22 protein-coding genes and 2 pseudogenes are annotated in these 24455 nt (G+C 74.1%); 22 read left to right on the top strand and 2 right to left on the bottom strand.

What is annotated here, in order from left to right; genetic code table 11:
• Positions 1-10: 10 nt before the first annotated feature.
• The 3 genes from AC0VX2_RS01440 to AC0VX2_RS01430 all read left to right on the top strand — a co-directional run bounded on the left by AC0VX2_RS01440 (position 11) and on the right by AC0VX2_RS01430 (position 2807).
• Positions 11-523 (top strand): VOC family protein, encoded by a 513-nt coding sequence (locus AC0VX2_RS01440; RefSeq protein ID WP_020627985.1) that lies wholly within the window; start codon positions 11-13, stop codon positions 521-523.
• 14 nt (positions 524-537) lie between these two features.
• On the top strand, positions 538-1479 hold the full coding sequence (locus tag AC0VX2_RS01435) for a DNA-formamidopyrimidine glycosylase family protein (protein WP_020627986.1): 942 nt from the start codon (positions 538-540) through the stop codon (positions 1477-1479).
• A gap of 77 nt (positions 1480-1556) precedes the next feature.
• Positions 1557-2807: a glucose-1-phosphate adenylyltransferase family protein gene (locus AC0VX2_RS01430; RefSeq protein ID WP_020627987.1), complete on the top strand. Its 1251-nt coding sequence runs from the start codon at positions 1557-1559 to the stop codon at positions 2805-2807.
• Here the strand turns inward: AC0VX2_RS01430 and AC0VX2_RS01425 are convergent.
• On the bottom strand, positions 2797-4059 hold the full coding sequence (locus AC0VX2_RS01425; RefSeq protein ID WP_020627988.1) for a PucR family transcriptional regulator: 1263 nt from the start codon (positions 4057-4059) through the stop codon (positions 2797-2799). The genes AC0VX2_RS01430 and AC0VX2_RS01425 overlap by 11 nt on opposite strands.
• 177 nt (positions 4060-4236) lie before the next feature.
• Between AC0VX2_RS01425 and AC0VX2_RS01420 the strand changes: the two genes are divergently transcribed.
• The 10 genes and pseudogenes from AC0VX2_RS01420 (at position 4237) to AC0VX2_RS01375 (ending at position 13607) form a co-directional block, all read left to right on the top strand.
• A complete protein-coding gene (locus AC0VX2_RS01420) occupies positions 4237-5439 on the top strand; it encodes an acyl-CoA dehydrogenase family protein (RefSeq protein ID WP_036316076.1) in 1203 nt (400 codons plus the stop codon).
• Between the two features lie 46 nt (positions 5440-5485).
• Positions 5486-6700: an acetyl-CoA C-acetyltransferase gene (locus AC0VX2_RS01415; protein ID WP_020625412.1), complete on the top strand. Its 1215-nt coding sequence runs from the start codon at positions 5486-5488 to the stop codon at positions 6698-6700.
• A 55-nt stretch (positions 6701-6755) separates the two neighbouring features.
• On the top strand, positions 6756-7511 hold the full coding sequence (fabG, locus tag AC0VX2_RS01410) for a 3-oxoacyl-ACP reductase FabG (protein ID WP_020625413.1): 756 nt from the start codon (positions 6756-6758) through the stop codon (positions 7509-7511).
• Positions 7512-7532: 21 nt separating this feature from the next.
• Positions 7533-8000, top strand: a complete 468-nt coding sequence (locus tag AC0VX2_RS01405; RefSeq protein WP_020625414.1) for a MaoC family dehydratase — start codon at positions 7533-7535, stop codon at positions 7998-8000.
• Positions 7997-8476, top strand: a pseudogene (locus AC0VX2_RS01400) (AMP-binding protein); the annotation flags it as partial. The gene AC0VX2_RS01405 and the pseudogene AC0VX2_RS01400, both read left to right, overlap by 4 nt.
• A gap of 73 nt (positions 8477-8549) precedes the next feature.
• A pseudogene (locus AC0VX2_RS01395) lies at positions 8550-9113 on the top strand (AMP-binding protein); the annotation flags it as partial.
• Positions 9111-9572 (top strand): AMP-binding enzyme, encoded by a 462-nt coding sequence (locus AC0VX2_RS01390; protein WP_406924915.1) that lies wholly within the window; start codon positions 9111-9113, stop codon positions 9570-9572. The pseudogene AC0VX2_RS01395 and the gene AC0VX2_RS01390, both read left to right, overlap by 3 nt.
• A 56-nt stretch (positions 9573-9628) precedes the next feature.
• A complete protein-coding gene (locus AC0VX2_RS01385) occupies positions 9629-10678 on the top strand; it encodes a pseudouridine synthase (protein ID WP_129867180.1) in 1050 nt (349 codons plus the stop codon).
• Entirely contained in the window at positions 10675-11280 is a 606-nt protein-coding gene (locus AC0VX2_RS01380) for a DedA family protein (protein WP_060775810.1), read from the top strand. The genes AC0VX2_RS01385 and AC0VX2_RS01380 overlap by 4 nt, the downstream gene beginning before the upstream one ends.
• A 2-nt stretch (positions 11281-11282) precedes the next feature.
• On the top strand, positions 11283-13607 hold the full coding sequence (locus AC0VX2_RS01375; RefSeq protein WP_129867181.1) for a hypothetical protein: 2325 nt from the start codon (positions 11283-11285) through the stop codon (positions 13605-13607).
• A gap of 12 nt (positions 13608-13619) precedes the next feature.
• Here the strand turns inward: AC0VX2_RS01375 and AC0VX2_RS01370 are convergent, their stop codons facing one another.
• Positions 13620-13943, bottom strand: coding sequence for a hypothetical protein (locus AC0VX2_RS01370; protein ID WP_101966093.1), 324 nt, complete (start codon positions 13941-13943; stop codon positions 13620-13622).
• 125 nt (positions 13944-14068) lie between these two features.
• On the opposite strand from AC0VX2_RS01370, the gene AC0VX2_RS01365 reads away from it, so the two are divergent.
• The 9 genes from AC0VX2_RS01365 (at position 14069) to AC0VX2_RS01325 (ending at position 24370) form a co-directional block, all read left to right on the top strand.
• Positions 14069-15196 (top strand): NADH:flavin oxidoreductase/NADH oxidase, encoded by a 1128-nt coding sequence (locus tag AC0VX2_RS01365; protein ID WP_073117197.1) that lies wholly within the window; start codon positions 14069-14071, stop codon positions 15194-15196.
• Between the two features lie 56 nt (positions 15197-15252).
• On the top strand, positions 15253-15792 hold the full coding sequence (locus AC0VX2_RS01360) for an NUDIX hydrolase family protein (protein ID WP_036316089.1): 540 nt from the start codon (positions 15253-15255) through the stop codon (positions 15790-15792).
• A 2-nt stretch (positions 15793-15794) separates the two neighbouring features.
• Entirely contained in the window at positions 15795-16694 is a 900-nt protein-coding gene (locus tag AC0VX2_RS01355; protein ID WP_230297492.1) for a DUF6707 family protein, read from the top strand.
• Between the two features lie 117 nt (positions 16695-16811).
• Positions 16812-17384: a GNAT family N-acetyltransferase gene (locus tag AC0VX2_RS01350; RefSeq protein ID WP_063189932.1), complete on the top strand. Its 573-nt coding sequence runs from the start codon at positions 16812-16814 to the stop codon at positions 17382-17384.
• A gap of 178 nt (positions 17385-17562) precedes the next feature.
• Positions 17563-18570 (top strand): IS481 family transposase, encoded by a 1008-nt coding sequence (locus tag AC0VX2_RS01345; RefSeq protein ID WP_475432606.1) that lies wholly within the window; start codon positions 17563-17565, stop codon positions 18568-18570.
• A gap of 9 nt (positions 18571-18579) precedes the next feature.
• On the top strand, positions 18580-19374 hold the full coding sequence (locus tag AC0VX2_RS01340; protein ID WP_063189935.1) for a glutamine amidotransferase: 795 nt from the start codon (positions 18580-18582) through the stop codon (positions 19372-19374).
• Positions 19375-19404: 30 nt separating this feature from the next.
• Positions 19405-20364 (top strand): ornithine cyclodeaminase family protein, encoded by a 960-nt coding sequence (locus AC0VX2_RS01335; RefSeq protein WP_129867090.1) that lies wholly within the window; start codon positions 19405-19407, stop codon positions 20362-20364.
• A gap of 200 nt (positions 20365-20564) precedes the next feature.
• Entirely contained in the window at positions 20565-23834 is a 3270-nt protein-coding gene (locus tag AC0VX2_RS01330; protein WP_396729192.1) for a type ISP restriction/modification enzyme, read from the top strand.
• Positions 23834-24370, top strand: a complete 537-nt coding sequence (locus AC0VX2_RS01325; protein ID WP_036316098.1) for a hypothetical protein — start codon at positions 23834-23836, stop codon at positions 24368-24370. Before AC0VX2_RS01330 ends, AC0VX2_RS01325 begins: the two co-directional genes overlap by 1 nt.
• Positions 24371-24455: the final 85 nt, after the last annotated feature.

Below are 24455 nucleotides of genomic sequence, written 5' to 3'. Positions count from 1 at the left end.
GGTTCGGCCCATGAGCATCGACGCCGCCCCGCCCGAGGACGTGGGCACCGCCCCCACGGGCACGTCCCCCGCCCCCGAGGCCCTGGAGGACTCCCTGCCGCATCCCTCAGACCCCTCCGTCACCCCGTTCCTCATGTTCGAGGGTGACGCCGGTGCGGCCATGGACGCCTACCTCACCGCGTTCGTGGAGCACCTGCCGGTCACCGAGGTCCGCCGGGACCTCTTCGACGACTCCTCCCCGCGCGGCGCCGCATGGGCGGGCAAGGTCCTGCACGGCGAGCTCGAGATTGCCGGCCAGCGGCTGCGCTTCTTCGACTCCTTCACCCCGCACGGGTTCACATTCACCCCGGCCATCAGCCTGTTCGTCGAGCTGCCGGACGCCACCGCGGTGGACGCGGTCCACGATGCGCTCCTCGCCGGCGGTGGCCGTGACTACATGCCGCCCGACGACGACGGCTTCTCCCGCCGCTTCGCGTGGGTCGGGGACCGCTTCGGCGTGACCTGGCAGCTCAACGCGGCCTGAGCCGGTGACGGCCCGTGCCTGAAGGCGACTCCCTCGTCCGCGTCGCGCACCGGCTCCGCCTCGTGCTCGAGGGCCGGGTCCTGACGCACGCGGATCTGCGCGTGCCCCGCCACGCCACCGCGGACCTGACCGGCTGGACGGTGGCCGAGGTCCTGCCGCGCGCCAAGTACCTGCTGATGCGGCTGACCCCGCCCGCGGCCCGCCCCGGGGCCCGGCCGCTCACGCTCATCTCGCACCTGAAGATGGAGGGGCGCTGGCTCGTCTCGGCCGTCGACGCGCGGTGGGGCGCCCCCGCCTGGCAGGTGCGGGCGGTGCTGGAGACGGCGGAGCACCGCGTGCTCGGCGCCCAGCTGGGCCTGCTCACCCTCGTGCCCACCGCCGACGAGGCCACCGTCCTCGGCCACCTCGGCCCCGACCTGCTGGACCCGGCCTGGGACACGCCCGACGACGGCGCCGCGCTGCTCGCCGAGGGCGTGCGGCGGCTCACGGCCCGGCCCGAGCGGCCGGTCGGCCTGGCCCTGCTCGACCAGCGGCTCGTCTCCGGGATCGGCAACATCTACCGCTGCGAGACCCTCCTGCTGGCCGGCATCGACCCGCACCGGCCGATCGGCGAGGTCGAGGACGTCGCCGGACTCGTGCTGCTCGCCCGGGACCTGCTGCGCGCCAACGTCCCGCCCGCCGCCCCCGCCGCGGGCGCCCGGCGCCGGACCACGGGCGTGCGTCCGAACCCGGCGCGACCCTTCGGGGTCGAGGTGCTGGTCCCGGCCGGTCCGTCACCCGGCACGGCACCCGGCCGGACGCCCGGCGCGCGCGGCGGCGGGGCGCCGTCGTACTGGGTCTACGGGCACGACCGCGCCCCGTGCCTGCGCTGCCGCGGCCCGGTCCGCCAGGAGGACTACGGCTCCCCCGAGGACGACGCGCGGCGGCTGTGGTGGTGCCCGCACTGCCAGCGCTGAGCCGGACGCACCCGAACGGTGGCCACGTGTCGTCCCCGCTCCCTACGCTGAACCCGCCCCCGACCCGAGGAGAAGTCATGGCCGACCCGTTCCCCACGGACCCGGAGGGTGCCGTCGTCGCGCTCGTGCTGGCCGGCGGCACCGGCGGCCGCCTCATGCCGCTCACCGCGGCCCGCGCCAAGCCGATGGTGCCGCTGGCGGGCCAGTACCGGCTGATCGACGTCGTCCTGTCCAACCTGGCCCACTCGCGCCTGCGGGACGTGTGGGTCGTGGAGCAGTACCGCCCCTTCACGCTCAACCAGCACCTGGCCGGCGGCCGGCCGTGGGATCTCGACGGCACCCGCCACGGCCTGCGGCTCCTGCCTCCCGCGCAGGGCCGCGCCGAGGAGGGCTTCGCCCGCGGCAACGGCCACGCGATCGCCCAGCAGCTGCCGCTGCTGGAGCAGTTCGGCGCCGAGACCGTCGTCGTGCTCTCCGCGGACCACCTGTACCAGCTGGACCTGCGCCCCGTGCTGGCCGAGCACGCCCGCTCCGGCGCCGAGCTCACCGTGGTCACCACCGAGACGGACGAGGACCCCTCGCGCTTCGGCGTCGTGCAGGTGGACGACGACGGCGCCGTGACCGACTACGCCTACAAGCCGGAGGACCCGGCGGGCACGCTCGTGGCCACCGAGGTGTTCGTGTTCGACGTCGCCGCGCTCTCCGAGGTGGTCGGCGACCTCGTGGCGGGCGAGGACGAGGCGGCCACCAAGGACGAGGGCGAGACCGATGAGGACGGCGACCCCGTGGGCTCCTCCCTCGGCGACTACGGGGAGAGCATCATCCCGGCGTTCGTGGCGCGGGGGCGCGTGCGGGAGCACCGCCTCGTCGGGTACTGGCGGGACATCGGCACCCTGGACGCGTACGTCCGCGCCCACCGGGAGATCCTCGACGGCACCGGCCTGGACGTCGCTGCCGAAGGCTGGCCGCTGCTGACCAATCCGCACGCCGCTCCGCCGGCCTGGGTCGCCCCCGAGGCGACCGTCACCGGCTCCCTGCTCAGCCCCGGCTGCCGGATCGCGGGCGAGGTGACCGACTCGGTCGTGGGCCCCAGCGTGGTGGTCGAGGCCGGCGCCGTGGTGCGCGGGAGCATCCTGCTGGGCGAGTGCACGGTGCCCTCGGGCGCGGTGCTGGACACGGTGATCGCCGACGTCGGCGCCGCCATCCCGGCCGAGGGCGCCACGGGGCGCGCGGAGCCGGCCGACGAGGTCGTGGTCCTCGAGCCGGGCGAGCGCGGGCCCGCCTCCTCGGACGAGACCACCGGTTCGGGCGCCCCCGTCAGGGACTGATCGGCCGCGCCCTCCGGACCGGCCCGCCGGCCCGGTCTGCGGCGAGCACGGCCAGCTCCAGCATCAGGCGTCCCCGCGGGTCCTGCAGGCTGCACCCCGTCAGCTCCACCAGGCGCTTGGTGCGGTAGATGACGGTGTTGCGGTGGCAGATCAGGTCCTCCGCGGCGAGGGTCGCGGAGCCCGAGCGGCGCAGCAGCGCCCGCAGGGTCTCCATCAGAGTGGCGCGCTGGTCCGCGGGCAGCGCCCGGAGCGGTCCCAGCACCTCCTCCACCAGCAGCGCGGCGACCTCCGGGCTGGACTCCAGCAGCACCTCCGGCAGCCGATGGGAGGCCCAGGCGAGCCGCCGCTCGCCCGGCGGGAGCGTGTGCGCCGCCCGCGTCGCCAGCCGGAACGCCGCCGCCGTCTCGGGGATCCCCTGCCGGGCCCAGGCCACTCCCACCTGGCCCTCGACCAGCGGGCCCAGCGCCTCCGTGAGCCATTCCTCGTCCGTCGAGGGAGGCTCGACGACACCGTAGAGCGCCCCCTCGCGCACAGCCCAGCGGGACGTCGCCCCGAGTCGCCCCATGCGGTCCTCGGGGTGATGGAGCACGTCGCTCCCCGGGTCCTCGGCGAGGGCGACGACGCAGGCGAGGGGGGCGGTCGCCCGGACGCCCAGGATCTCCTCGGCCTGCTCCGCGTAGACGGGGTCCGCGCCCTTCCCCTCCAGCAGCCCGGCCAGGCAGTCCTCCTGACGGCGCAGGTCGCGCAGGGTGAGGCGCGCGGTCTCCCGCCGGTAGGCGGCGCTGAGGACCTCGCCCGTGACGCTCAGGTCCTCCCACAGCCGGCGCCCCGCCTCGAGGAGCTCCTCGGTCGTGATGTCGAGCCTGCCCTCGCGGACCCGCCGTCCCAGCTCCTCCCAGAGCAGCCGGTTGCCCGAGGTGTAGGTGGAGATCACGGTCTCCAGGGGCACCCCCTGGCGGGCGCGCTCGACGCCGGTGGCCCGCCACGTGTCGACCAGGCGCCCTCCCGCGCCCTCCCCGGAGGGCACGCCGGCCAGGCCCCGCAGGCCCCGACGGACGTGCTCCCGCGTGCTACGACGCAGCCTGGCCCGCAGCTCCGGCGTGGACCACGCCCCGCCCTGGTCGCCGCCCAGCGTGGCGGCGGCGATCTCGTCGGCGATCCGGTCGGCGTCCTCCAGCAGCGCCGACCAGGCCTCCCGCAGACGGCGCTCCGCGTCCCCGGACTCCTCGGGGACCCCTGCCTCCTGCACCATGCCGTCCTCCTCGCCGCCCCCGCCGGCGGCGTCCGGCCGGGCGGGACTCGTGTCCTGGCTGCACAACCGACTCTGTGCTCCGTGCCCATAGTGCCACTGTGGCGCCGGTCATACGGTGGGCGGAGACCTCGTCCGCACCCGGACCCATCCCACCCGAGCCCCCCCAGAGGAGCCGACATGAGCGAGACCCGCTCGGGCGTCCTGCCCGACCACGACATCTACCTCCTCGACGACGAGCTGACGGAGGAGCAGCGCGAGGTGCGCGACCGCGTCCGCGCGTTCGTCGACGCCGAGCTCATGCCCGTCATCAACGACTACTGGGAGCGCGCCGAGTTCCCGTTCGAGCTCGTGCCCAAGCTGGCGGAGCTGAACGTGGCGGGCACCGTCATCGAGGGGTACGGCTGCCCCGGCATGAGCCGCATGGCCGGAGCCCTGGTGTCGATGGAGCTGGCCCGCGGGGACGGATCCTTCAACACCTTCTTCGGGGTGCACTCCGGGCTGGCGATGGGCTCGATCAACGCTTTCGGCTCGGACGAGCAGAAGGAGCGCTGGCTGCCCCGGATGGCCCGGATGGAGATGATCGGCGCCTTCGCGCTCACCGAGCCCGACCACGGGTCCGACTCGGTGGCCCTCGAGACCACCGCCCGCCGAGAGGGCGACACCTGGGTGCTCGACGGCGCGAAGCGCTGGATCGGCAACGCCTCCTACGCCCACGTCATCGTCATCTACGCCCGCGACGTGGCCGACGGCCAGGTGAAGGCGTTCGTGCTGGAGCGGGAGCCGGACACGGAGTTCCCCGCCGGCTTCGAGCCGACCGTGATCACCGGCAAGATCGGCAAGCGCGCGATCCTCCAGCCGGACATCGTGATCTCCGGCCTGCGCATCCCCGAGGCGGACCGGCTCCCCGGTTGCTCCTCCTTCAAGGACGTCAACCGCGTCCTGAGCACGACCCGCGGCGGCGTGGCCGTCGAGACGCTCGGCCACGCCGTCGCCGCGTACGAGGCCGCCGTCGCCTACGCCGGGCAGCGCGTCCAGTTCGGCAAGCCGATCGCCGGCCACCAGCTGGTCCAGGGGCAGCTGGCCACCATGCTGGCCGACGTCACCAACATCAAGCTCACGTGCTTCCGCCTCCTGGAGCTGCAGGACCAGGGTCGCCTGACCGGCCCGATGGCCTCGCTCGCGAAGATGTCGGCCGCGCGCCAGGCCCGCCGGGTGACCTCCATGGCCCGGGACATCCTGGGAGGGAACGGGCTGCTGCTGGAGAACCACGTCGCCCGCCATCTGACGGACATGGAGGTCGTCTACACTTACGAGGGCACCGACTCCATGCAGTCGCTGATCGTCGGCCGCGCCATCACCGGCGTGTCGGCCTTCGCCTGAGACCTCCCCGCCCTCTCCCCGCCCCCCTTCCCGAAGGAGCACCACCATGCCTGAAGCCGTCATCGTCTCCGCCGTCCGCTCCCCCATCGGCCGCGCCCGCAAGGGGTCCCTCCGCGACCTGCGCGCCGACGACATGGCCGCCCAGATGGTCACCGCCGCCCTGGACCGGGTCCCCGAGCTGGACCGCGCCGAGGTCGAGGACCTCATCCTGGGCTGCGGCGCCCCCGGCGGGGAGCAGGGCGGCAACCTCGGCCGCGTGGTCGCGGTCTTGGCCGGCCTGCCCTCCGTGCCCGGCACCACCATCACCCGCTTCTGCTCATCCAGCCTGCAGTCCACCCGCATGGCGTTCCACGCCATCCGCGCCGGGGAGGGGGACGTGTTCGTCTCCGCCGGCGTCGAGTCGGCCAGCCGGCTGGACCGCGGCGCCTCCGACGAGGACACCCGCAACCCGGCGTTCCGCTCCGCGTGGGAGCGCTCGGCCCGCCGGGCCGAGGGCGACGCCCCCGTGTGGACGGACCCCGCCGAGGAGGGCGAGCTGCCGGACGTCTACATCGCCATGGGCCAGACGGCTGAGAACGTGGCGCAGCTGCGTGGCGTCTCCCGCCAGGCCCAGGACGAGTACGCCGTGCGCTCCCAGCAGCTCACGGAGAAGTCCCAGGCCTCCGGCTTCTGGGACCGGGAGATCTCCCCGCTCGTCCTGCCCGACGGCATCCGGGTCACCCGGGACGACAGCCCGCGCGCGGGCACCACGCTCGAGGCCGTTTCCCAGCTGAACCCCGTCTTCCGGCCCGACGGCACCGTCACCGCCGGCAACGCCTGCCCCCTCAACGACGGCGCCGCGGCGCTCGTCGTCATGAGCGACACTCGCGCCGCCGAGCTGGGGCTGACCCCGCTCGCCCGGATCGTGTCCACGGGCCTCTCCGCCCTCTCTCCCGAGATCATGGGCCTGGGCCCCGTGGAGGCGTCCCGGCAGGCGCTGGCGCGGGCCGGGATGAGCATCGACGACGTCGACCTCGTGGAGATCAACGAGGCGTTCGCGGCGCAGGTGCTCCCCTCCGCCGAGGACCTGGGGATCCCCCTGGACAAGCTCAACGTCAACGGCGGGGCAATCGCGCTGGGCCATCCCTGGGGTATGACCGGAGCCCGGATCACCGCCACCCTGCTGAACTCGCTGCGCGAGCACGACAAGCACATCGGCCTCGAGACCATGTGCGTCGGCGGCGGCCAGGGCATGGCGATGGTCATCGAGCGCCTGTCCTGAGTCCTTCCCGCCCCGTCCGCACCCGCACCCGCACCGACCCTCCCGGAGGAACCCCATGACCGAGCCCCGCATCGCCGTCGTCACCGGAGCCGCGCGCGGCATCGGCGCCGCCCTGGCCCGACGCATGGCGGAGGACGGCTTCGCCGTCGCCGCCGTCGACCTCTCGGCCGAGGCGTGCGCCGACGTCGTCGGGCAGATCGAGGAGGCCGGCGGGACGGCCCGCGCCTTCGCCGCCGACGTCGCCCGGGAGGAGTCGGTCGCCCAGGTGATGGACGCCGTCGTCGCCGAGCTGGGTGCGCCCGCCGTGCTGATCAACAACGCGGGCGTGCTCCGGGACAACCTGCTGTTCAAGATGAGCGCCCAGGACTGGGACACGGTGATGGACGTGCACCTGCGCGGGCACTTCCTCATGACCCGCGCCGCCCAGCGCCATATGACGGAGCAGGGGTGGGGGCGGATCGTGAACATCTCCTCCACGTCCGCGCTGGGCAACCGGGGGCAGGCGAACTACGCCGCGGCCAAGGCCGGGATCCAGGGCTTCACCAAGTCCGTCGCTATCGAGCTGGGCCGCTTCGGGATCACGGTGAACGCCATCGCGCCGGGCCTGATCGAGACGGACATGACCCGGGCCACCGCCGAGCGGATCGGCGTCCCCTACGAGACGTACGTGGCCAAGGCGGCGGAGCAGATCCCCGTCGCCCGCACCGGCACCCCCGAGGACATCGCCGCCGCGGCCTCCTTCTTCGCCCGCCAGGAGGCCTCCTTCATCTCGGGCCAGGTCCTCTACGTGGCCGGCGGACCCAAGGCCTGAGCCCCCCACGAGGAGAACGCCATGCAGACCTTCGACGGACTGGACGAGTTCGAGCGGGCCGTGGGCACCCACCTGGGCCACAGCCGCTGGCGCACCGTCACCCAGGAGCAGGTGGACCTGTTCGCGGACACGACCGACGACCACCAGTGGATCCACGTGGACCCCGAGCGGGCGGCCCGGGGACCCTTCGGCTCGACGGTCGCCCACGGCTTCCTCACCCTCGCGCTGCTGCCCTCGATGGTGCGGGAGATCTACCGGGTGGAGGGGATGGCCATGGTCGTCAACTACGGATCGGACCGGGTCCGCTTCCCCCATCCGACCCCCGTCGGCGCGCGCATCCGCGCCGGCGCCGAGCTCACCCGCCTGGACCGCGGCCCCCAGGGGGCGCTGGCCATGGTGACCACCACCGTGGAGATCGAGGGAGTGGCGAAGCCGGCCTGCGTGTCGGACTCGCTCTTCCTCCTCCGCCCGGGAAAGGACGCGTCATGACGTTCAACATCTCCGTGCTCCTGCGCGAGAGCGCCGCCGAGCACCCGGACCGCCCCTGCGTGATCCTGGGCGACCGTGCCTGGATCTACGCGGAGGTGGACGCCGCCGCCGACCTGGTGGCCGCGAACCTCAGCGGGCTGGGCCTGGCCCCGGGCACCTCGGTGGCGGTGCAGCTCCCGGACATCCCGCAGTTCCTGTTCGCCTACTTCGGCCTCGTCCGTGCCGGCTTCGTCATGGTCCCCCTCAACCCCCTGCTGACGCCGCGCGAGATCGCCCATCACCTGTCCGACTCGGACACGGCCGTGCTCATCACCGTGGATACGGCGGCCGAGGCGGCGGTCAAGGGCGCGGCCCAGGCGGGCGGGTCCGACGGCGGTCCGACGGTGTACGTGGTCTCCACGGGCGCCGGGGAGCGGCCCGCGGGGACCCGGGACTTCGCGGAGCTGCTGGCCCCCGGCCCCTCGGTGGACATGGCCCCCACCCAGGCCGACGACACCGCGGTGATCATCTACACGAGCGGCACGACCGGCCCCCCCCAAAGGCGCCGAGCTCACCCACTTCGGCATCTACATGAACACGACGGTCTCCGGCGCGCGCATCCCGATCCGGCCCGACGACGTGGTCCTGGCCGTGCTGCCCTTCTTCCACGTGTACGGGCTCACGAGCGTGCTGAACATCTGCGTCCGCCACGCCTGCACCATGGTCCTGCTCCCCCGCTTCGACGCCGCCGCCGCGCTCGACCTGGTGGAGCGCCACGGGATCACCCGCATCTCCGCCGTGCCGACCATGCTGATCGGCATGGTGGAGGACCCCGACACCGGGCGGGACCTCTCGTCCGTGAGCCAGGTGGTCTCCGGAGGCTCGGCCCTGCCCCAGGAGGTGCTGCGGCGCTTCGAGGCGAAGTTCCCGCGGGCGACCATCCTGGAGGGGTACGGCCTCTCCGAGTCGACCAGCTCGGTGGCGGTGAACGTCTCCCGGGAGGAGCGCCGCGTCATGTCCATCGGCAAGCCGCTGTGGGGCACCGAGTGCCGCGTGGTGGACGCGGAGGGACACCTGCTCGGCCCCGGGGAGGACCAGGTGGGGGAGCTGCTCTTCCGCGGCCCCACCATCATGAAGGGCTACTACCGCAACCCCGAGGCCACGGCGGCCACCCTCGTGGACGGGTGGCTGCGCACCGGGGACATGGGGTACCGGGACGAGGACGGGTTCATCTACGTGGTGGACCGCAAGAAGGAGCTCATCCTCCGCGGCGGGTACAACGTGTACCCCCGCGAGGTGGAGGAGGTCATCGCCACGCACCCGGCGGTCTCCGAGGTGGCCGTGGTGGGGCGTCCGCACCCCTCCCTCGGCAGCGAGGTGGTGGCGGTCGTGAGCACCCGGCCGGGCATGAGCGTGACCCCGGCGGGGGTCATCGAGCACGCCAAGGTCTCCCTGGCGGCGTACAAGTACCCGCGCGAGGTGGTCGTGGTGGACAGCCTCCCCAAGACCGCCACCGGCAAGATCCGCAAGCGGGACCTGGCGACCACGCTGGCCGAGCCGGCCTCCCCCGAGTCGCACTCCGCGACGCCGTAGCCGCCCGCGACGACGGCCGCGCTTCCCTGTCCTCCCCTCCTGGGAGAATCGGGAACGTGGCCGTCCCCTCCCCCCTTCCCCTGCGTAACGGCGTCAACGCGACCCGCCTGCGCCTGCCCGCCTCCGGACCCTGGGCGTCCGTCCAGGAGTACGTCCTGGACCGCTTCGGCCACGTGGACCCGGACGGCATCCGGCGGCGCTTCGCCTCCGGGCAGGTCGTGGCCGCGGACGGCGCCCCCATCCCGGCGGACACGCCGCTCGGCGTGCACGACGACCTCTGGTACTACCGGGACGTCCCCGACGAGGCCCCGCTGCCCGTGACGCACACGCTCCTGCACCGCGACGAGCACCTCGTGGTCATCCACAAGCCGCACTTCCTGCCCACCACCCCGGGCGGCCGCTTCGTCCAGGAGACCGCGCTGGTGCGGCTGCGCAACGAGCTCGGCCTCGATGACCTCGTGCCCCTGCACCGGCTCGACCGGGCGACGGCCGGCGTCGTGATGTTCTCCGCGAACCCGGCCACCCGCGGCGCCTACCACCTGCTCTTCGAGCGGCGGGCCGTGGCCAAGACCTACGAGGCCGTGGTGCTCCTGCCGGAGGCCCCCGACGACGGCGCCCGTCGCCCCGGCGCCCCGGCGGACCCCGTCCTGGGGCGGTTCCCGCTGACCGTGCGCAGCCGGATCCGAAAGGACAAGGGGATCCTGCGCTCCGTGGTGGAGGAGATCCCGCCGGCCGCCTCGGGACGCCGGGCGGGCGCGCCGGTGCGGACCCGGCGGTCGAACCGGCCCCACGCCGGGGCGAACGCCGAGTCCCGGGTGGAGCTGCTGGGCGTCGGCGTCTCCGCCGGGACGCTGGCGGGGCGGCGCGTGGCGCACCTGCGGCTCACCCCGCGCACGGGGCGCACCCACCAGCTGCGCATCCACCTGGCCGCCCTGGGCCTGGGCATCGCGTTCGACCCGTTCTACCCGGACCTGCTCGACCTCGCCCCGGACGACGTCACACGGCCCCTGCAGCTGCTCTCCCGGTCGCTGCGCTTCACGGACCCGGTGACGGGCGAGGAGCGGGAGTTCACCTCCCCCGCCGAGCTGCAGGAGCGACCGCGGTGACAGGCGGGGACCCGGCCGCCCTGATGGACGCGCTCGGAGCGTGGTTCCACCCGCTCACCGCGCTCCTCGTGGCCCTGGACGCCCCGATCCCGCCCGTCCCGTCGGAGGTGGTGGTCATCGGCTCGGGGGCGCTCGCGGCCGAGGGCCGGGTCTCCCCCGTGGCCGCGGTGCTGGCGGCGTGGCTGGGCTGCTGGGCCGGGGACGTCGGCCTCTACGCGCTGTTCCGCCACGGCCTCGCCGACCGCCTGGACCGCTGGGCGTGGTGGCGGCGGATCCACCGGGGGATCCGGAGCCTGCTGGTGCGGGTGGGCCCGGCGGGCAGCCTGGCGGGGCTGTCCGTGCTGCGGTTCGTCTCGGGCGGGCGGACGGCGTCGATGGCGGCGGCCGGGATCGGCGGGATCCGCTGGCCCGTGTTCCTGTGGCTGTCCGGGGCAGGCTCGCTCGCGTGGTCCGGGTCCATGGTGGGGCTCGGCTGGATCACCGGCCGGGCCACCGGCCTGCCGTGGTGGGCGTCCGCGGTGGTCGGCATGGTGTTCGGTACCCTTGCAGGGTTGATGATCGCGGGGATCATGGCCCACCGTCGCCGGGGCCGGAAGGGGTGAGCATGCAGGACGCGTCCTCCGAGTCCCGCGCCGCCCTCGAGCGCCTCCGGGGCGCCTCGGCGCCCCGTCCCGACGACGACGCGACGCGTGCCCCCGCCGCGCGCCCCCGCCGCGCCCTGGCCGCGCCCGGGGAGATCTCCCGCCGCGATCTGCGCCGTCACGAGCGCGCCCTGCGCTCGGGCCGACCCGAGACCGCCGCCGAGCGCCGCGTGCGCGAGGACCGCCGCGCGGACGTGCACCGCGCCATGGACCGCCTGCGCACTCCGGGCGCTCCCGCCGAACAGCGCCCACGCCGGGACCTCAGCGAGATCCTGGACCGCCTCGGCAGCCCGGACCTCGCCCGTTTCGCCGATCCGCTCGTCGGCACGGTCGAGCGCATCCTCCCCGCCCCGGGGCGGGACCCGGAGAAGGCCGCGGAGGCCGCACGTCGCCGCGCTGCAGCCGAGGAGCGCCTGCGAGCCGGCCGGGAGCGCGCCGCCGAGGCCGCCCGTCGCCGGGCCGCCGAGCACGAGCGGCTCGTCGCCGAGGCCGCCGCCGCGGCCCAGGCCCGCGATGCCGCCCAGGCTCGCGACGCCGCCGCCCTCCAGGCCCGCCTCGACGAGGAGGCCCGCCGGGCCCAGGCCGCGCGGGTGGCCCGCCGCCGCCGCGAGGAGGAGAAGCAGCGCCGTCGGCGTGAAGCCGAGCGGCGCCGTCGGGTGGCGGCCGAGGAGAAGGCACGTGCCGCCGCCGAGGCGGAGGCCCGCCGCCGGGAGCGGGAGGAACGGCGCCGCCGGGAGGCGGAGGTCGCCGCCGAGCGCGCCCGCGTGCAGGCGGAGCGGCGGGCCCGCGAGGAGGCCGCGCTCGCGGAACGGGAGCGGCTCCGGCTCGAGGCGGAGGCGGAGGCGGAGCGCCGTCGGCAGGCGGCCGAGGCCGAACGCCGTCGCCTCGAGGCCGAACGCGTCGAGGCCGAGCGGCGCCGTCGGGCCGAGGAGGCCGAGCGGCGCCGTCGCGAGGCGGAGGAGGCCGCCCGCCTCGAGGCCGAGCGACGTCGTCGCCAGGCCGCACGCGTCCGCGCGTACACCGTGCTGCACGCCGAACGCGCCCTCGCCCAGGCCCGGCTCCTCGAGGACCGCGCCCGGGAGGCCGAGCGCCGTGCGGCGGAGGACGCCGCCCGCCGCCGTCGCGAGCACGAGGAGCGGGAGTCCCGCGCGCTGGCCCGGGCCGCGCGCGAGCTCGAGGGCCCCGAGGTCTTCCCGGCCGCCGCCGACCGGCCGCTGCTGTCCGACCCGGAGGAGCGGCTCACCGATGAGGAGCTCTTCGCCCGGGCCCGGGTGGCCCTGCCCGAGTGGCGGCGGCGGCAGCGGCTCTCCACGAAGGCGCAGGCCGTCCGGGCCGAGGCCACCGCCCACTCCTCGGCGGGGCCGGTCACGGGCGCCCTGCCCCTGATCCCCGGCTACACCCCCGCGCCGCCCGAGGAGCCGGCCGGCTCACCGACCGCTGCGGACCGACGCGGCCAGGCGCTGCTGACCGTCGTGTGGGCGCTGTTCGTGCTCTCCGGCGCGTGGGGCCTCGGTCTGGCCGGCCGCGTCCCGGGGCTCGGCGCCCTCGATGCCGGCGCGTACCCGCTCACCGCCGACGGCCGACACGGCCCCGGCGCGAGCGTGTTCGGGCTGTCCCCGCTGCACCCGGCGATCTGGCCGGTGCTGTGGCTGCTGACCGGCATGTACGTGCTCCGGCAGTGGGGGCGGGGCCAGGGGGCGTCCCCGCGGCACCGCCGCATCCGAGGGGCGGTCGCGGGGACCCTGCTGGCACTGGCGCTGTGGTTCCCCCTGGCCGTCCTGGCCCCCGGGGGCCTCGACGTCGTCCCGTGGCTGCTCGCCCTGGTCCTCATGCTCCGTGTGGTCCGGCGGCTCGGCGCACGCCCGGCGGCCCGCCGCCTCGCACGGGTGGCCGAGGACGGCGCGCTCGGCGTGCTGCTGGGCACCCTCCTCGCCGGCGCACCCACCGCGGTGGGCGCCGCCCTCCACGCCTGGGGCGTGCACGTCGACTGGTTCCCGACCGAGCTGCTCGCCCTGCTGGTGCTGATGGCCCTGCTGCTGGCGGCCCTGCGCCTCGTGCTCGGGGGGCGCGGCCGCATGGGTGTGGCCCTGGGCATGGCCTGGACCCTGCTCTGCCTCGCCCTGCCCCGCCTGCTGCCCAGCCCGCTCGGGGCGCAGCAGAGCGCATGGGTGGGTCTCGCGGCCGCCTTCGGGGCGCTCCTGCTGGTCACGGCCGCGGCCGTGCGCCGCTCCTGGGCCCGCCAGATCGAGCGCGACGCCGCCCGCCGGCCGCACCCGGCCGGCGCCTGAGCCCGGCCCCGTTCAGCGCCCGGGCCCAGCGGGCACCGGGACCCACCGACCGCCGTCGCGCCGGAGCACGTCCAGCCGGCCCGTCACGGCGACGCCGGACACCGCCTCCGCCATCCGCCGCGCCACCTCGGCGGCCTCGGCGTCCTCGCCGGCCCGGTGCGAGCCGGGCACCGTGAAGCGCAGCACGATCCGCGGGACGCGCGCGACGACCTCGATGTCCTTGGCCGCGAGCACGTGCGTGGCCTGGACGGCGGCCTCGGCCAGGTCCATGACCTCTTCGGGCCGGTGGCCGGGCAGGAGGTCGCCGATCTGCAGGCGGGCGCGGTAGGAGGGCATGGGCCCAGGGTAGGGGTGGACGCAGCAGCGGTGACGACTTCTCTCGTCGCACGGGCCGGCCCGCCCTTCCGCCCGCGGCGGACGCGAGCCCTCCCGTGTCCGGACCCGCTCGTAGGGTGGGGTGCATGACTCAGACCGCCACCCCGCAGACCGACGCCCCCGCCGTGCCCGCGATCTTCGAACCGATTGAGATCAACGGCGTGCGCGTGCGCAACCGCCTGATCCTGCCGCCGATGTGCCAGTACTCGTGCGAGGCGCGCGACGGCGTCCCCCACGGCTGGCACTTCCAGCACCTGGGCGCCCGCGCGGCCGGCGGCTTCGGGATCGTGGTGGCCGAGGCCACCGCCGTCACCCCCGAGGGACGCATCTCCGCGTGGGACACCGGCCTGTGGAACGACGAGCAGCGGGACGCGTGGGCGCCGATCGCCGAGTTCATCGCCTCCCAGGGCGCCCTGCCCGCCATCCAGCTCGGTCACGCCGGCGCCAAGGCCTCGACCGTCCCCATGCACCCGGGCGCGCTCGCCGGGCAGCCGATCCTCGAGGGCCCCGACTCCTGGGAGACCCTCTCCCCCTCCGGCGTGGCCACCAACTCCATGGAGATCCGCACCCACGCGATGCGGGTGGACGAGATCCGGGAGACCGTCCAGGCCTTCGCCGACGCCGCCGAGCGCGCCGACCGTGCCGGCTTCGGCGCCGTGCAGCTGCACGCCGCCCACGGCTACCTCATCCACCAGTTCCTCTCGCCGCTGACCAACACCCGGACCGACGAGTACGGCGGGGACTTCGAGGGCCGCACCCGCTTCCTCAAGGAGGTCGTGGCGGCCGTGCGCGAGGTGTGGCCCGCGGACAAGGTCCTCGGCATCCGCATCTCCGGCTCGGACTGGGTCGAGGGCGGCTGGAGCATCGAGGAGACCGTCCGCCTGGCGCAGGAGCTGCAGGGGCAGGTGCACTGGTTCGACCTGTCCTCCGCGGGCATCGGGGACACCTACGAGGGCCCTCAGGGCCCGGGCTATCAGGTGCCGCTGGCCACCGCCGTGAAGGAGGGCACCGAGGGGATCGTGGTGTCCGCCGTCGGCTCGCTGACCGGCGCCGAGGAGGTCGCGGCCGTGGTGGACGAGGACCGCGCCGACGCCGTCTGCGTGGGCCGCGCCGCCCTGGCGAACCCGAACTGGCCGACCGCGGCCGCCCTCGCGCTCGACGTCCCCTCGGAGCAGGTGCCGATGGCCCGGCAGTACTTCCGAGCCAAGTGGTGAGCGGAACACGCGGGACCCGGTGTGCCCCCGGCGCGGAACTCCGGTAGAACAGAACCATGAGCGTGCGCACCCCCGACCCGAATCCGGGCTGGCTGTCCGACGAGGACCTCTACGAGGCCCGGCGCCGGCTGCCCATGGTGTATGTGGAGGCCATCCCGGTGCGGCTGGACTCCCTCGGCTACGTCACCGAGATCGGCCTGCTCTACGTGGCGGACGAGACCGGCACGTTCCAGCGGACGTTCGTCTCCGGACGCGTCCAGTACCGGGAGACCATCCGCGCCGCGCTGATGCGCCACCTGGAGAAGGACCTCGGCCCGCTCGCGTTCCCGCAGCTGCCGCCATCGGTGGTCCCCTGCACCGTCGCCGAGTACTTCCCGGCGCCGTCCGAGACCGGGCTGACGGACGACCGCCAGCACGCCGTGGCCCTGGTGTACGTGGTGCCGGTGACGGGTGAGTGCCAGCCGCGCCAGAACGCGCTCGAGCTGACCTGGCTCACCCCCGAGGAGGCCCTCGGCGAGGACATCCAGGCCGAGTTCATCGGTGGCCGCGGGGACCTGGTGCGCCAGGCCCTCGCCCACGTGGGATGGGGGCGCTGAGCATGGCACCGGTCGTCGGCGGCTACCTCCGCCATCTGAAGTCCCAGGACGTGCAGCCCGGGGACAGCTTCCTGACCCGCCGCGGCGAGCCCGCCCCGCCCGTGGCCTCGACCCGGGTGATGCGGGACGACTTCGGCACCCCCGCGCTCGTGATCGCCACCCTCGAGGGCGGCCGGGAGGTCAAGATCGCCCACGGCTCCGTGATCCGGGTCCGCACGGACCGCCCGGAGGAGCGCAGGGCCGTCCCGGACACCACCTTCTCCCCCGTGGACGCGGGGTCCCCCGAGGAGCGGATCGTCGCCGTCGGCAAGCGCCACCTCGACGACACCGAGCTGACCGCCACCGCGGCCCGGCTCTCCCACGGGTTGAACCTGCGCTCCGGCTCCCAGCTGGAGGACGTGTTCGGCATGGCCGAGCGGCTCTACCTGCTGCACGAGGACACCGAGGGCACGCTCGCCACCCTGGGCCTGCTGACGAACCTGCCGTGGGACGGGGCCGTGGGGCGGTGGAAGTCCATCCAGGCCGCGCTGTCCCTGGCGTCGCTGATCCTGCGCGAGGAGGGCGAGCACATCGCCGCCGCCAACCTCGGTCGGCGCCTGCTCGAGGCGGACGAGGTCCCCTCCGAGCCGGGCCGGGCGTCCCGCGTGCTCGAAGTGCGCCAGCGTCAGCTCAACGAGCCGCCGCTCTACGACCGGGAGATCTCCCGCGCCCTGCAGGCCCGCGACGCCGAGGCCGAGTATCAGTGGCGCCGGGCCCGGTTCGGCCAGCTGCTCTACCTGCGTGCCCGCGGCGGCTCGGAGACGCTCACGGACGCCGACCTGGATTCCCGGATCGCCCGGGAGCTCGGCGCGCTGCGCACCCTCGCCGACGAGCTCGAGGCGAAGGCAGCCACGCGCCGGTGAGGCCCAGCCGCGGGACGGGCGTCGAGAGCCGGCCCCGTCCCCGGTGACACGCCCTCCGGGGTCCGGCTCGTGTGGCGCACCTCACTCTCCAGCCCCTGCCGGGGTTATGCTCCCGGCATGACCGGCTCCGCACCCGCCCAGCTCCGCCCCCTCCGCGCCACGGACGCGCCCGCCGTCCTGGCGGCCTTCCACGCGGGCACCGTCGGCATGGCCGATCCCGCAGAGGTCACCGACGACGCCTCCGCCCGCGCCTACGTCGACGGACTGGTCCAGGCGGAGGGGACGGACGCCGTCGCCGTGGTGGAGCGCGGGACGGACACGCTGATCGGCCTGGTCGCCGTCGTGCGCGACGAGGCGCACGGCACCGGCGCGCTCACCGCCTGGCTGCATCAGGGCTGGCGCGGGGACGCGATCATGTCGCGGGCGGCGACCACCGTGGCGGACGCCGAACTGGCCGAGGGCGGGCTCGAACGGATCGAACTGGCCCACCGGGCGGACAGCCCGACGGCGGGGGCCGTCGCCCGGGCCGCTGGGCTCCGTCACGAAGGCACGCAGCGCGGCCGCCTCCGCACGGGCGGGCGGCGGCTCGACGTGCACCTCTACGGCCGGCTGGCCGCGGACCCGCTGCCCGAGGAACGCGTCCGTCCCCTGCCGTGGGCCTCCGACGCCCGCCCCTGGGCCGACCGCTGACCGCGACCCGCCCCCGACGACGCCCCGCGACGCCGTCACGCCCTCCCGGCCCGATGCCCCGCTAGTTGTTGTGGGTCATGAGGTTCTTGCCACGGGGTACGGGCTGAGATGAGACGAGTGGGCCTCTCCCGCAGGATGGAAGTTCCTCAACAACCCACCTGCCCGAAAAGACCCACTCATGACTCACGCTAACGCACCCCTGACCCCGACCGGCCGTCTCAGGATGGTCCACCGCCACCTGCACGACGGGATCCCGCAGGCGCACGTGGCCGCCGAGTTCCGGGTGAGCCGGCCCACGGTGGCCACCTGGGTGGCCCGCTACCGCGCCGAGGGAGAAGCCGGCCTTCAGGACCTGCCCAGCCGGCCGCACCGTTCACCTGCCCAGCTCGATCCGGTCCTGGTCGCCCAGATCCACGCCCTGCGGCGGGAGCGCAAGTGGTCCGCACGGCGCATCCATCACCACCTCGTCTCCGAGGGCCACCGGGTGTGTCTTCGTACCGTGGGACGGTGGCTGCACCGACTCGGGATCTCCCGCCTACGGGACCTGACCCCGGCCGGAGAAGACCTGCGCCAACGACCACAGAAGATCACCGCGAGAGGGCCGGGGCACATGGTGCACCTGGACGTGAAGAAAATCGGGCGCATCCCTGAAGGGGGAGGCTGGCGCGCCCACGGAAGAGACAGTGAGGCAGGGCGTGCTTCCAAGCGGGGGTCTGGCCAGCGGGTCGGCTACACCTACCTGCACTCGGCGATCGACGGGTACACCCGCCTGGCGTACACCGAGGCGTTGGAGGACGAGAAGGCGGTGACCACGATCGGGTTCTTCTGCCGGGCGAGGGCGTTCTTCGCCGCCCACGGCATCACCGTGGACCGGGTGATCACGGACAACGGCAACAACTACCGGGCCGTGGACTTCACCCGGAAGGTGGTCTCGCTCGGGGGCCGGCATCACCGGATCCGCCCCTACACCCCGCGTCACAACGGGAAGGTCGAACGTTACAACCGGCTGATGGTCGATGAGGTCCTCTACGCCCGCCCCTACACCTCAGAGCGGGCTCGGCGTGAGGCCCTTCAGGTGTGGGTGAATCACTACAACTACCATCGGCCGCATACCTCCTGCGGAGATGCTCCACCGGCCTCGTTGGCCCCGGTGCGTGTCAACAACGTCATGCCCTCCTACAGCTAGTCTGCCGAGATGACCACCCCGACCGGCGCCATCCCGAGCCCGCATCCGCGGCCGTTCCTCCTCGTCCAGACGCGCCCCGAAGACGACGCCGCGGCCGCCGAGGTCGAGGCCGTCCAGCGACTGGGCGGCTATCCGGAGGGCCGGCTGCGGGTGCTGCGCCTGGACCGCGTCGTGCAGCGCCCGGACGTGGCCACGCACGGCCTGGACTGGGAGGCGGAGCTCGCGGACGTCGCCGCCGTGATCCTGCCCGGCAGCCCGTTCACGGGCTCCGATCCCGAGGAGACCAAGTCCCCCGTGCAGCGCGCCGTGGAGGCGGAGCTGGGCCGGATGCTCGACGTCGTCCGGCGCCGCGACCTGCCGTTCCTCGGCTGCTGCTACGGCGTCGGCACGCTGGGCCGGCACGCCGGCGGCGTCGTGGACAACGCGTACGGCGAATCGGCCGCGCCCGTCGAGGTCACGCTCACCGACGAGGGTGTCGCGGATCCGGTGCTGGCCGGGGTGCCGCGCACGTTCGCGGCGTACGTGGGCCACAAGGAGGCGATGAGCGCGCTGCCGCCCGGCGCGGTGCTGCTCGCCGCGGGCGCCGACTGTCCCGTGCAGATGTTCCGGCTCGGCACCCGCCAGTACGCCACCCAGTTCCACCCGGAGCTGGACCAGGCCGGTATCCTCGAGCGCCTTGAGATCTACCGCGAGCACGGGTACTTCGCCCCGGGCGAGTACGAGCCCACGGTGGCGGGGCTGGCCGCCGTCGACCCCGAGCACCCCCGCCGGATCCTGGCGAACTTCCGCACGCTGTTCGGCTGAGCCGCCCGGCCCACCCCGTAGCGTGGCTGCATGGACACGCACCGCGCCACCGCTTCCCTGCCCTGGATCGACGGCCCCGCCGTGCGCGCCGCCCTGAGCCCGCGCGCCGCCGTCGACGCGCTGGAGGCGGCCCTCGCCGCCGGCCTGGACCCGGAGGCCGACGCCCCCCGCACCCGCGTGGCCACCGCCGCCGGGCAGCTGCTGCAGATGCCCTCGACGCGCGGGACCGAGGTCGGCACCAAGCTGCTCACCCTCACGCCGGACAACCCGGAGCGCGGACTGCCCGTCATCCAGGGCGTCTACGTGCTGTTCGGCGCCCCGGGCACCCCCGGCCAGGCACCGCGGGCCGTGCTGGACGGCGTCGAGCTGACGGGCCTGCGCACCTCCGCGGTGTCCGCGCTCGGGGTGCGGCTGCTCGCGGACGCCTCGCCCCGGCACCTGGTCGTGGTCGGCACGGGCGTGCAGGCGTGGGAGCACGCGCTCACCTTCCAGGACGTGTTCGGGCTGGAACGGGTGTCCGTGGTGGGCCGCGACGCCGACCGGGCCGCCGCCCTGGCCGCGCGCATCGAAGCGGAGCTGGGCGTGACCGCGAGCGCCGCGGGCCCGGAGGCCGTGGCGGAGGCGGACGTCGTGGTGACGTGCACGGCCGCGACGGCCCCGCTGTTCGACGGGACGCTCGTGCCGGAGCACGCGACGGTCGTGGCGATGGGCTCGCACACCACGGACGCCCGCGAGACCGACGACGCCCTGGCCCGCCGCGCGACCGTGGCGGTGGAGTCGCGGGACTCGGCCGCCCGCGAGGCCGGGGACGTGACCCTCGCGATCGACTCCGGCGCGCTGGCCGGGATCGAGGACACGGTGACGCTGGCCGAGCTCGTGGCCGGGACCGCGCGTCGTCGGGAGGGCGCGCCCGCCCTGTTCGTCACCACCGGCATGCCCTGGCAGGACCTGGTGGTGGCGAGCGCGGTGGCGCGGGAGGTGCTGGGCTGAGCCGGGGCGGCCGGGTCCAGCTGGCGGACCGAGGGCGTGTCCCGGCGACTGACGGCGAGGAGGACGAGGGCGCCGGCGAGCCCGACCAGATTTCTCGCCACGAGCGGGGCGCGGCCGGCCTCCGCGGTGTCGGCCCAGTCGAGCACGCCCCGTCTGGATAGAGTGACTCGCGCCACCCTCTTCACTGCAAGGCAGGACACATGATCGACGCACCCCTCGCCCAGCTCGCTGAGACGTACGCCCGTGACGTGCGGCTCGCCTCCACGAGCGGGGTCTCCGCCGAGCCGGAGGCGCAGCTGACGGTCCCGGTCTCCGAGTTCCTGCGCGCGTTCTCCTCCGTCACCGGGATTGGGGACCTCAGCCTGCTGCGAGAGGCCCAGCTCGACGGCGTGCGCCCGGACTTCGCCGCCCTGATCGACGGTCGCCCCTGCGGATGGGTGGAACTCAAGGCACCCGGCCACACGGTCATCGGAGAGAAGTGGCGCGGCCGGGAGAAGGGCCAGTGGGACCTGCTCTCCCAGCTGGACGCGCTGCTCGTCTCGAACGGAGACGAGATCGCCCTCTATGTCTCCGGCTCCCTTGTGGACACCGCGTTCCTGCCCGTCGACGGCGTCGCAGGCTGGGACGCGGACCGCCTGCGCACCGTCCTGGAACAGTTCACCCTGGCCCAGCCCCGGCCGATCACCCGAGTGAGCCAGCTCGCGGACCGCCTGGCCCCGCTGGCCCGCTTCCTTCGAGAGCGCCTCCAGGAAGGCCTGTCCAACAACTACCGCTCGGTGCGGGAGGCGAAGGCGGCCTGGGACCACACGGTGCACCACACGACCACGGACGCCCAGTTCGCCGGCGACGTCGCCCAGGTGGTGGCCTACTCCATGGCCATCGCCGGTCTCTCCGGCCAAGCGGACCGGAACGCCGACGGCGTGGTGACGCTCGAGGAGGCCAAGCACGCCCTGGAGACGGCCCACCGCAACGTGCTGGCGGCGTCCCTCGGACCGATCATCGGCATCCCGGCGCTCATGGAGTACATCGCCCCGGAGGTCGGGGCCATCATGCGGCTGGTGTCCAGCATGGACGTGGCCGCCATCGAGCGCTCCACGGACTCCCGTGGTGAGCCGTGGCTGTGGTTCTACGAGGACTTCCTCCAGCGCTACGACCCGGCCGCCCGTAACCGGGCGGGTGTCTACTACACGCCGATCAGTGTGGTGCAGTGCCAGGTGCGCGTGGTGGACGCGCTGCTGCGGGAACGTTTCGGTCAGACCCTGGGCTTCGGTGCCCCCTCGGTGGTGACGCTGGACCCCGCGACGGGCTCCGGCACCTACCCGCTGGCGGTCATCGACCGCGCGGAGGCAGCAGCCCGGGAGGAACGCGGCCCGGCGGGGGTGGCCCAGGTGGCCAAGAACCTCACGAAGAACCTGCTGGCCTTCGAGCTGCTGCCCGGCCCATACTCGGTGGCGCACCTGCGCATCGGCCAGCGGCTCGCTGAGGCGCAGGGTCACGCCTTCCAGGCGGAGGAGATCGGCGTGTACCTGACGGACACCCTGGAGGACCCCTCGGCGGGCATGGCGGCGGGGTTATTCGGCGACGCGCGGGTCCTCGCCGAGGCCGCCGAGGCGGCCCGCCGGATCAAGCGGGACCAGCGCATCACCGTGGCCATCGGCAACCCGCCCTATGACCGGGTGACCTCCGGCACCGGCGGCTGGGTGGAGCACGGGGACGGCGAGGACGCGCTGTTCGACGACGTGATCGGCCCCGCCCAGGAGCAGGGAGTGATCTTCTCCGCCCAGGCCTCGCTGTACAACCTGTACGTGTATTTCTGGCGGTGGGCCATCTGGAAGGCGTTCCAGCAGGACCCCGGGGACCAGGCGATCATCTCCTTCATCACGGCGTCCTCGTGGTTGACCGGCCCGGCCTTTGTGGGTCTGCGCGATCTGGCCCGTCGGACGGCCAGTGAGATCTGGGTGATGGACCTGGGCGGCGAGGGCCGCGGGGCCCGCCAGGAGGAGAACGTCTTCGACATCCAGACCCCGGTGGCGATCGTGACCTTGGTGCGCACCGGCAAGGCCGCCCGGGAAGCGTCCGTGTACTACCGGCGCTTCCGGGGCACGCGCGCGGAGAAGTTCGCGGCCCTGGACGCGGTGGCCCGGTTGGATCCCAGCGACACCCTGTGGGAGCGCCTGCCCGGTGGGGCGGGCGACCCCTTGGCACCGGCCAGCGGCGGGGAGGACTGGGCGGCCATGCCCGCCCTGGCGGACCTCTTCCCCTGGCAGCAGCCCGGGATCAAGTACAACCGTGCCTGGCCGGTGGCCCCGGATCAGGACACTTTGCAACGGCGGTGGCGAGAGCTGTTGGCCGACCCGTCCGCGGACGCCCGCGCGGAGAAGTATGTGACGGGCAACTTTGGGCGCACCATCCACACCGCCGTGAGCGGCCTGACGCCACTGGCGGCGCTGCCCGCCGACGCTGAGCACCGGCCGATCGTCCGCGTGGCCTGGCGCTCCTTTGACCGCCAGTGGACCTTCGACGATCCTCGATTGATCAACCTGGAACGCCCCGCTTTGTGGAAGGCGCTCTCGGACCGCCAGCTGTTCTTTGTCTCCCCCAAGACGGCCCGCATCAGCGGTGGCCCCGCCGTGACCGTGGCGACGGCGGTGCCGGATCTGCACTATTACAACAACCGTGGCGGCAAGGACGTCATCCCGCTCTACCGGGATGCTGAGGCCACTCAGCCCAACGTCACCGGCGAGCTGCTCCCATTGCTGGGGGAGCGCTACGGCCGGGAGGTCACGCCGGAAGACCTGGCCGCCTACGTCATGGGCATCGCCGGCCATGACGCCTACGTCCAGCGGTTCGACGAAGCCCTGGAGGGCAGCCCCGTCCGCGTGCCGCTGACGGTCGACCCGGCCCTGTTCGCCCGTGCCGTGAAGCTGGGTGAACGTCTGCTGTGGCTGCAGACCTACGGGGAGCGGTTCACCGGTGCAGATCGCCCCGCCGGCCGCGTACCCCGCATTCCTGGCCTGGGTTGGGAAGCCCCCGTGACGGCCTTGCCTGCCTCCCCGCGGGCCGTGTCCTACGACCCTGCAACCCAGCGGCTAAAGGTGGGGGACGGCGTCGTCACCGGCGTGAGTCCGGAGGTCAGGGCCTTCGCCGTGTCCGGCATGAACATCCTGGACAAGTGGCTCGGCGCCAGGACGGCCACCGGCATCGGCCGCGCCGCCGGCAAGGCAGCCACCCCGCTGGACCGTATCCGCCCCATCGAGTGGGCAGACGAGTGGAACGACGAACTCCTGGACCTGCTGCGTGTGCTCACCGAGACGGTCTCCCTGGGCACGGACCAGGCGGCGCTCCTGGACGAGATCCTGGCCGGCGACCTGATCCCGGCGAGCGAGCTCCCCGAACCGACCCCGGCCGAACGGAAGGTTCCCAAGACGATCAAGCGGGACTTCTCCACTGCGCAGGAGGAGATGTTCTGATGGACGCTGCGAACGTCATCGCCCTCGTGGTCTCCGTGTTGGCGCTCCTGGCCGCGGCATGGTCCGCCGTGGAGTCGTGGCGGTTGCGCCAGATCGAGAAGGGCCGCGACGAGCGGCAGGACCTGCGCGAAAAGCAGGAACAGGCACGCCAGGTCGCCGCGTGGATGTGCGTCGCCGCCCGGATCAATGACGAGTTCGGCGCCCCACCCACGCGGCGCTGGTTCCTCGCCGTGGAGAACTCCTCCCAGGTCCCGGTCTACGGGGCACGGGCCACGGTGGCGTCGAAGTATCCCGTTCCCGATCTCACCGCCGCCATGCTGCCTCCAGGACGCACCTACTTCGAACTGAGCAAGAACGAGTGGGGCTACGGCGTCCAGGCGGATGAACTGGACGTGGTCCCCCGGCCGCTGACCAACGCCGAACGGTTCCGGGTGACCGCCTTCACCTTCACCGACGCCGCTGGCGACCGCTGGTCCCGCGACCACCAGGGTCGGCTCTCAGCGACAAGTGGGAAAGAGTCTGAAGCGACTGATTGAGGGACAGGCAGGCAAGGGACCTGGACCAGCTCCATGCACAGCTCCGAGCCGACCACCCGCAGGCGGTGCCGGAGCAGCTCGAGTT

The organism is Micrococcus sp. iso_239 (genome assembly GCF_056173395.1).
This window is presented reverse-complemented; position numbering and strand designations above follow the sequence as displayed.

What these genes read in the sequence shown, in the direction of transcription:
- AC0VX2_RS01440 (WP_020627985.1), top strand. Translation starts at nt 11, where the DNA reads ATGAGCATCGACGCCGCCCCGCCCGAGGACGTGGGCACCGCCCCCACG.
- AC0VX2_RS01430 (WP_020627987.1), top strand. Translation starts at nt 1,557, where the DNA reads ATGGCCGACCCGTTCCCCACGGACCCGGAGGGTGCCGTCGTCGCGCTC.
- AC0VX2_RS01425 (WP_020627988.1), bottom strand. Translation starts at nt 4,059, where the DNA reads ATGGTGCAGGAGGCAGGGGTCCCCGAGGAGTCCGGGGACGCGGAGCGC.
- AC0VX2_RS01420 (WP_036316076.1), top strand. Translation starts at nt 4,237, where the DNA reads ATGAGCGAGACCCGCTCGGGCGTCCTGCCCGACCACGACATCTACCTC.
- AC0VX2_RS01415 (WP_020625412.1), top strand. Translation starts at nt 5,486, where the DNA reads ATGCCTGAAGCCGTCATCGTCTCCGCCGTCCGCTCCCCCATCGGCCGC.
- fabG (WP_020625413.1), top strand. Translation starts at nt 6,756, where the DNA reads ATGACCGAGCCCCGCATCGCCGTCGTCACCGGAGCCGCGCGCGGCATC.
- AC0VX2_RS01405 (WP_020625414.1), top strand. Translation starts at nt 7,533, where the DNA reads ATGCAGACCTTCGACGGACTGGACGAGTTCGAGCGGGCCGTGGGCACC.
- AC0VX2_RS01390 (WP_406924915.1), top strand. Translation starts at nt 9,111, where the DNA reads ATGAAGGGCTACTACCGCAACCCCGAGGCCACGGCGGCCACCCTCGTG.
- AC0VX2_RS01375 (WP_129867181.1), top strand. Translation starts at nt 11,283, where the DNA reads ATGCAGGACGCGTCCTCCGAGTCCCGCGCCGCCCTCGAGCGCCTCCGG.
- AC0VX2_RS01370 (WP_101966093.1), bottom strand. Translation starts at nt 13,943, where the DNA reads ATGCCCTCCTACCGCGCCCGCCTGCAGATCGGCGACCTCCTGCCCGGC.
- AC0VX2_RS01365 (WP_073117197.1), top strand. Translation starts at nt 14,069, where the DNA reads ATGACTCAGACCGCCACCCCGCAGACCGACGCCCCCGCCGTGCCCGCG.
- AC0VX2_RS01360 (WP_036316089.1), top strand. Translation starts at nt 15,253, where the DNA reads ATGAGCGTGCGCACCCCCGACCCGAATCCGGGCTGGCTGTCCGACGAG.
- AC0VX2_RS01355 (WP_230297492.1), top strand. Translation starts at nt 15,795, where the DNA reads ATGGCACCGGTCGTCGGCGGCTACCTCCGCCATCTGAAGTCCCAGGAC.
- AC0VX2_RS01350 (WP_063189932.1), top strand. Translation starts at nt 16,812, where the DNA reads ATGACCGGCTCCGCACCCGCCCAGCTCCGCCCCCTCCGCGCCACGGAC.
- AC0VX2_RS01345 (WP_475432606.1), top strand. Translation starts at nt 17,563, where the DNA reads ATGACTCACGCTAACGCACCCCTGACCCCGACCGGCCGTCTCAGGATG.
- AC0VX2_RS01340 (WP_063189935.1), top strand. Translation starts at nt 18,580, where the DNA reads ATGACCACCCCGACCGGCGCCATCCCGAGCCCGCATCCGCGGCCGTTC.
- AC0VX2_RS01335 (WP_129867090.1), top strand. Translation starts at nt 19,405, where the DNA reads ATGGACACGCACCGCGCCACCGCTTCCCTGCCCTGGATCGACGGCCCC.
- AC0VX2_RS01330 (WP_396729192.1), top strand. Translation starts at nt 20,565, where the DNA reads ATGATCGACGCACCCCTCGCCCAGCTCGCTGAGACGTACGCCCGTGAC.
- AC0VX2_RS01325 (WP_036316098.1), top strand. Translation starts at nt 23,834, where the DNA reads ATGGACGCTGCGAACGTCATCGCCCTCGTGGTCTCCGTGTTGGCGCTC.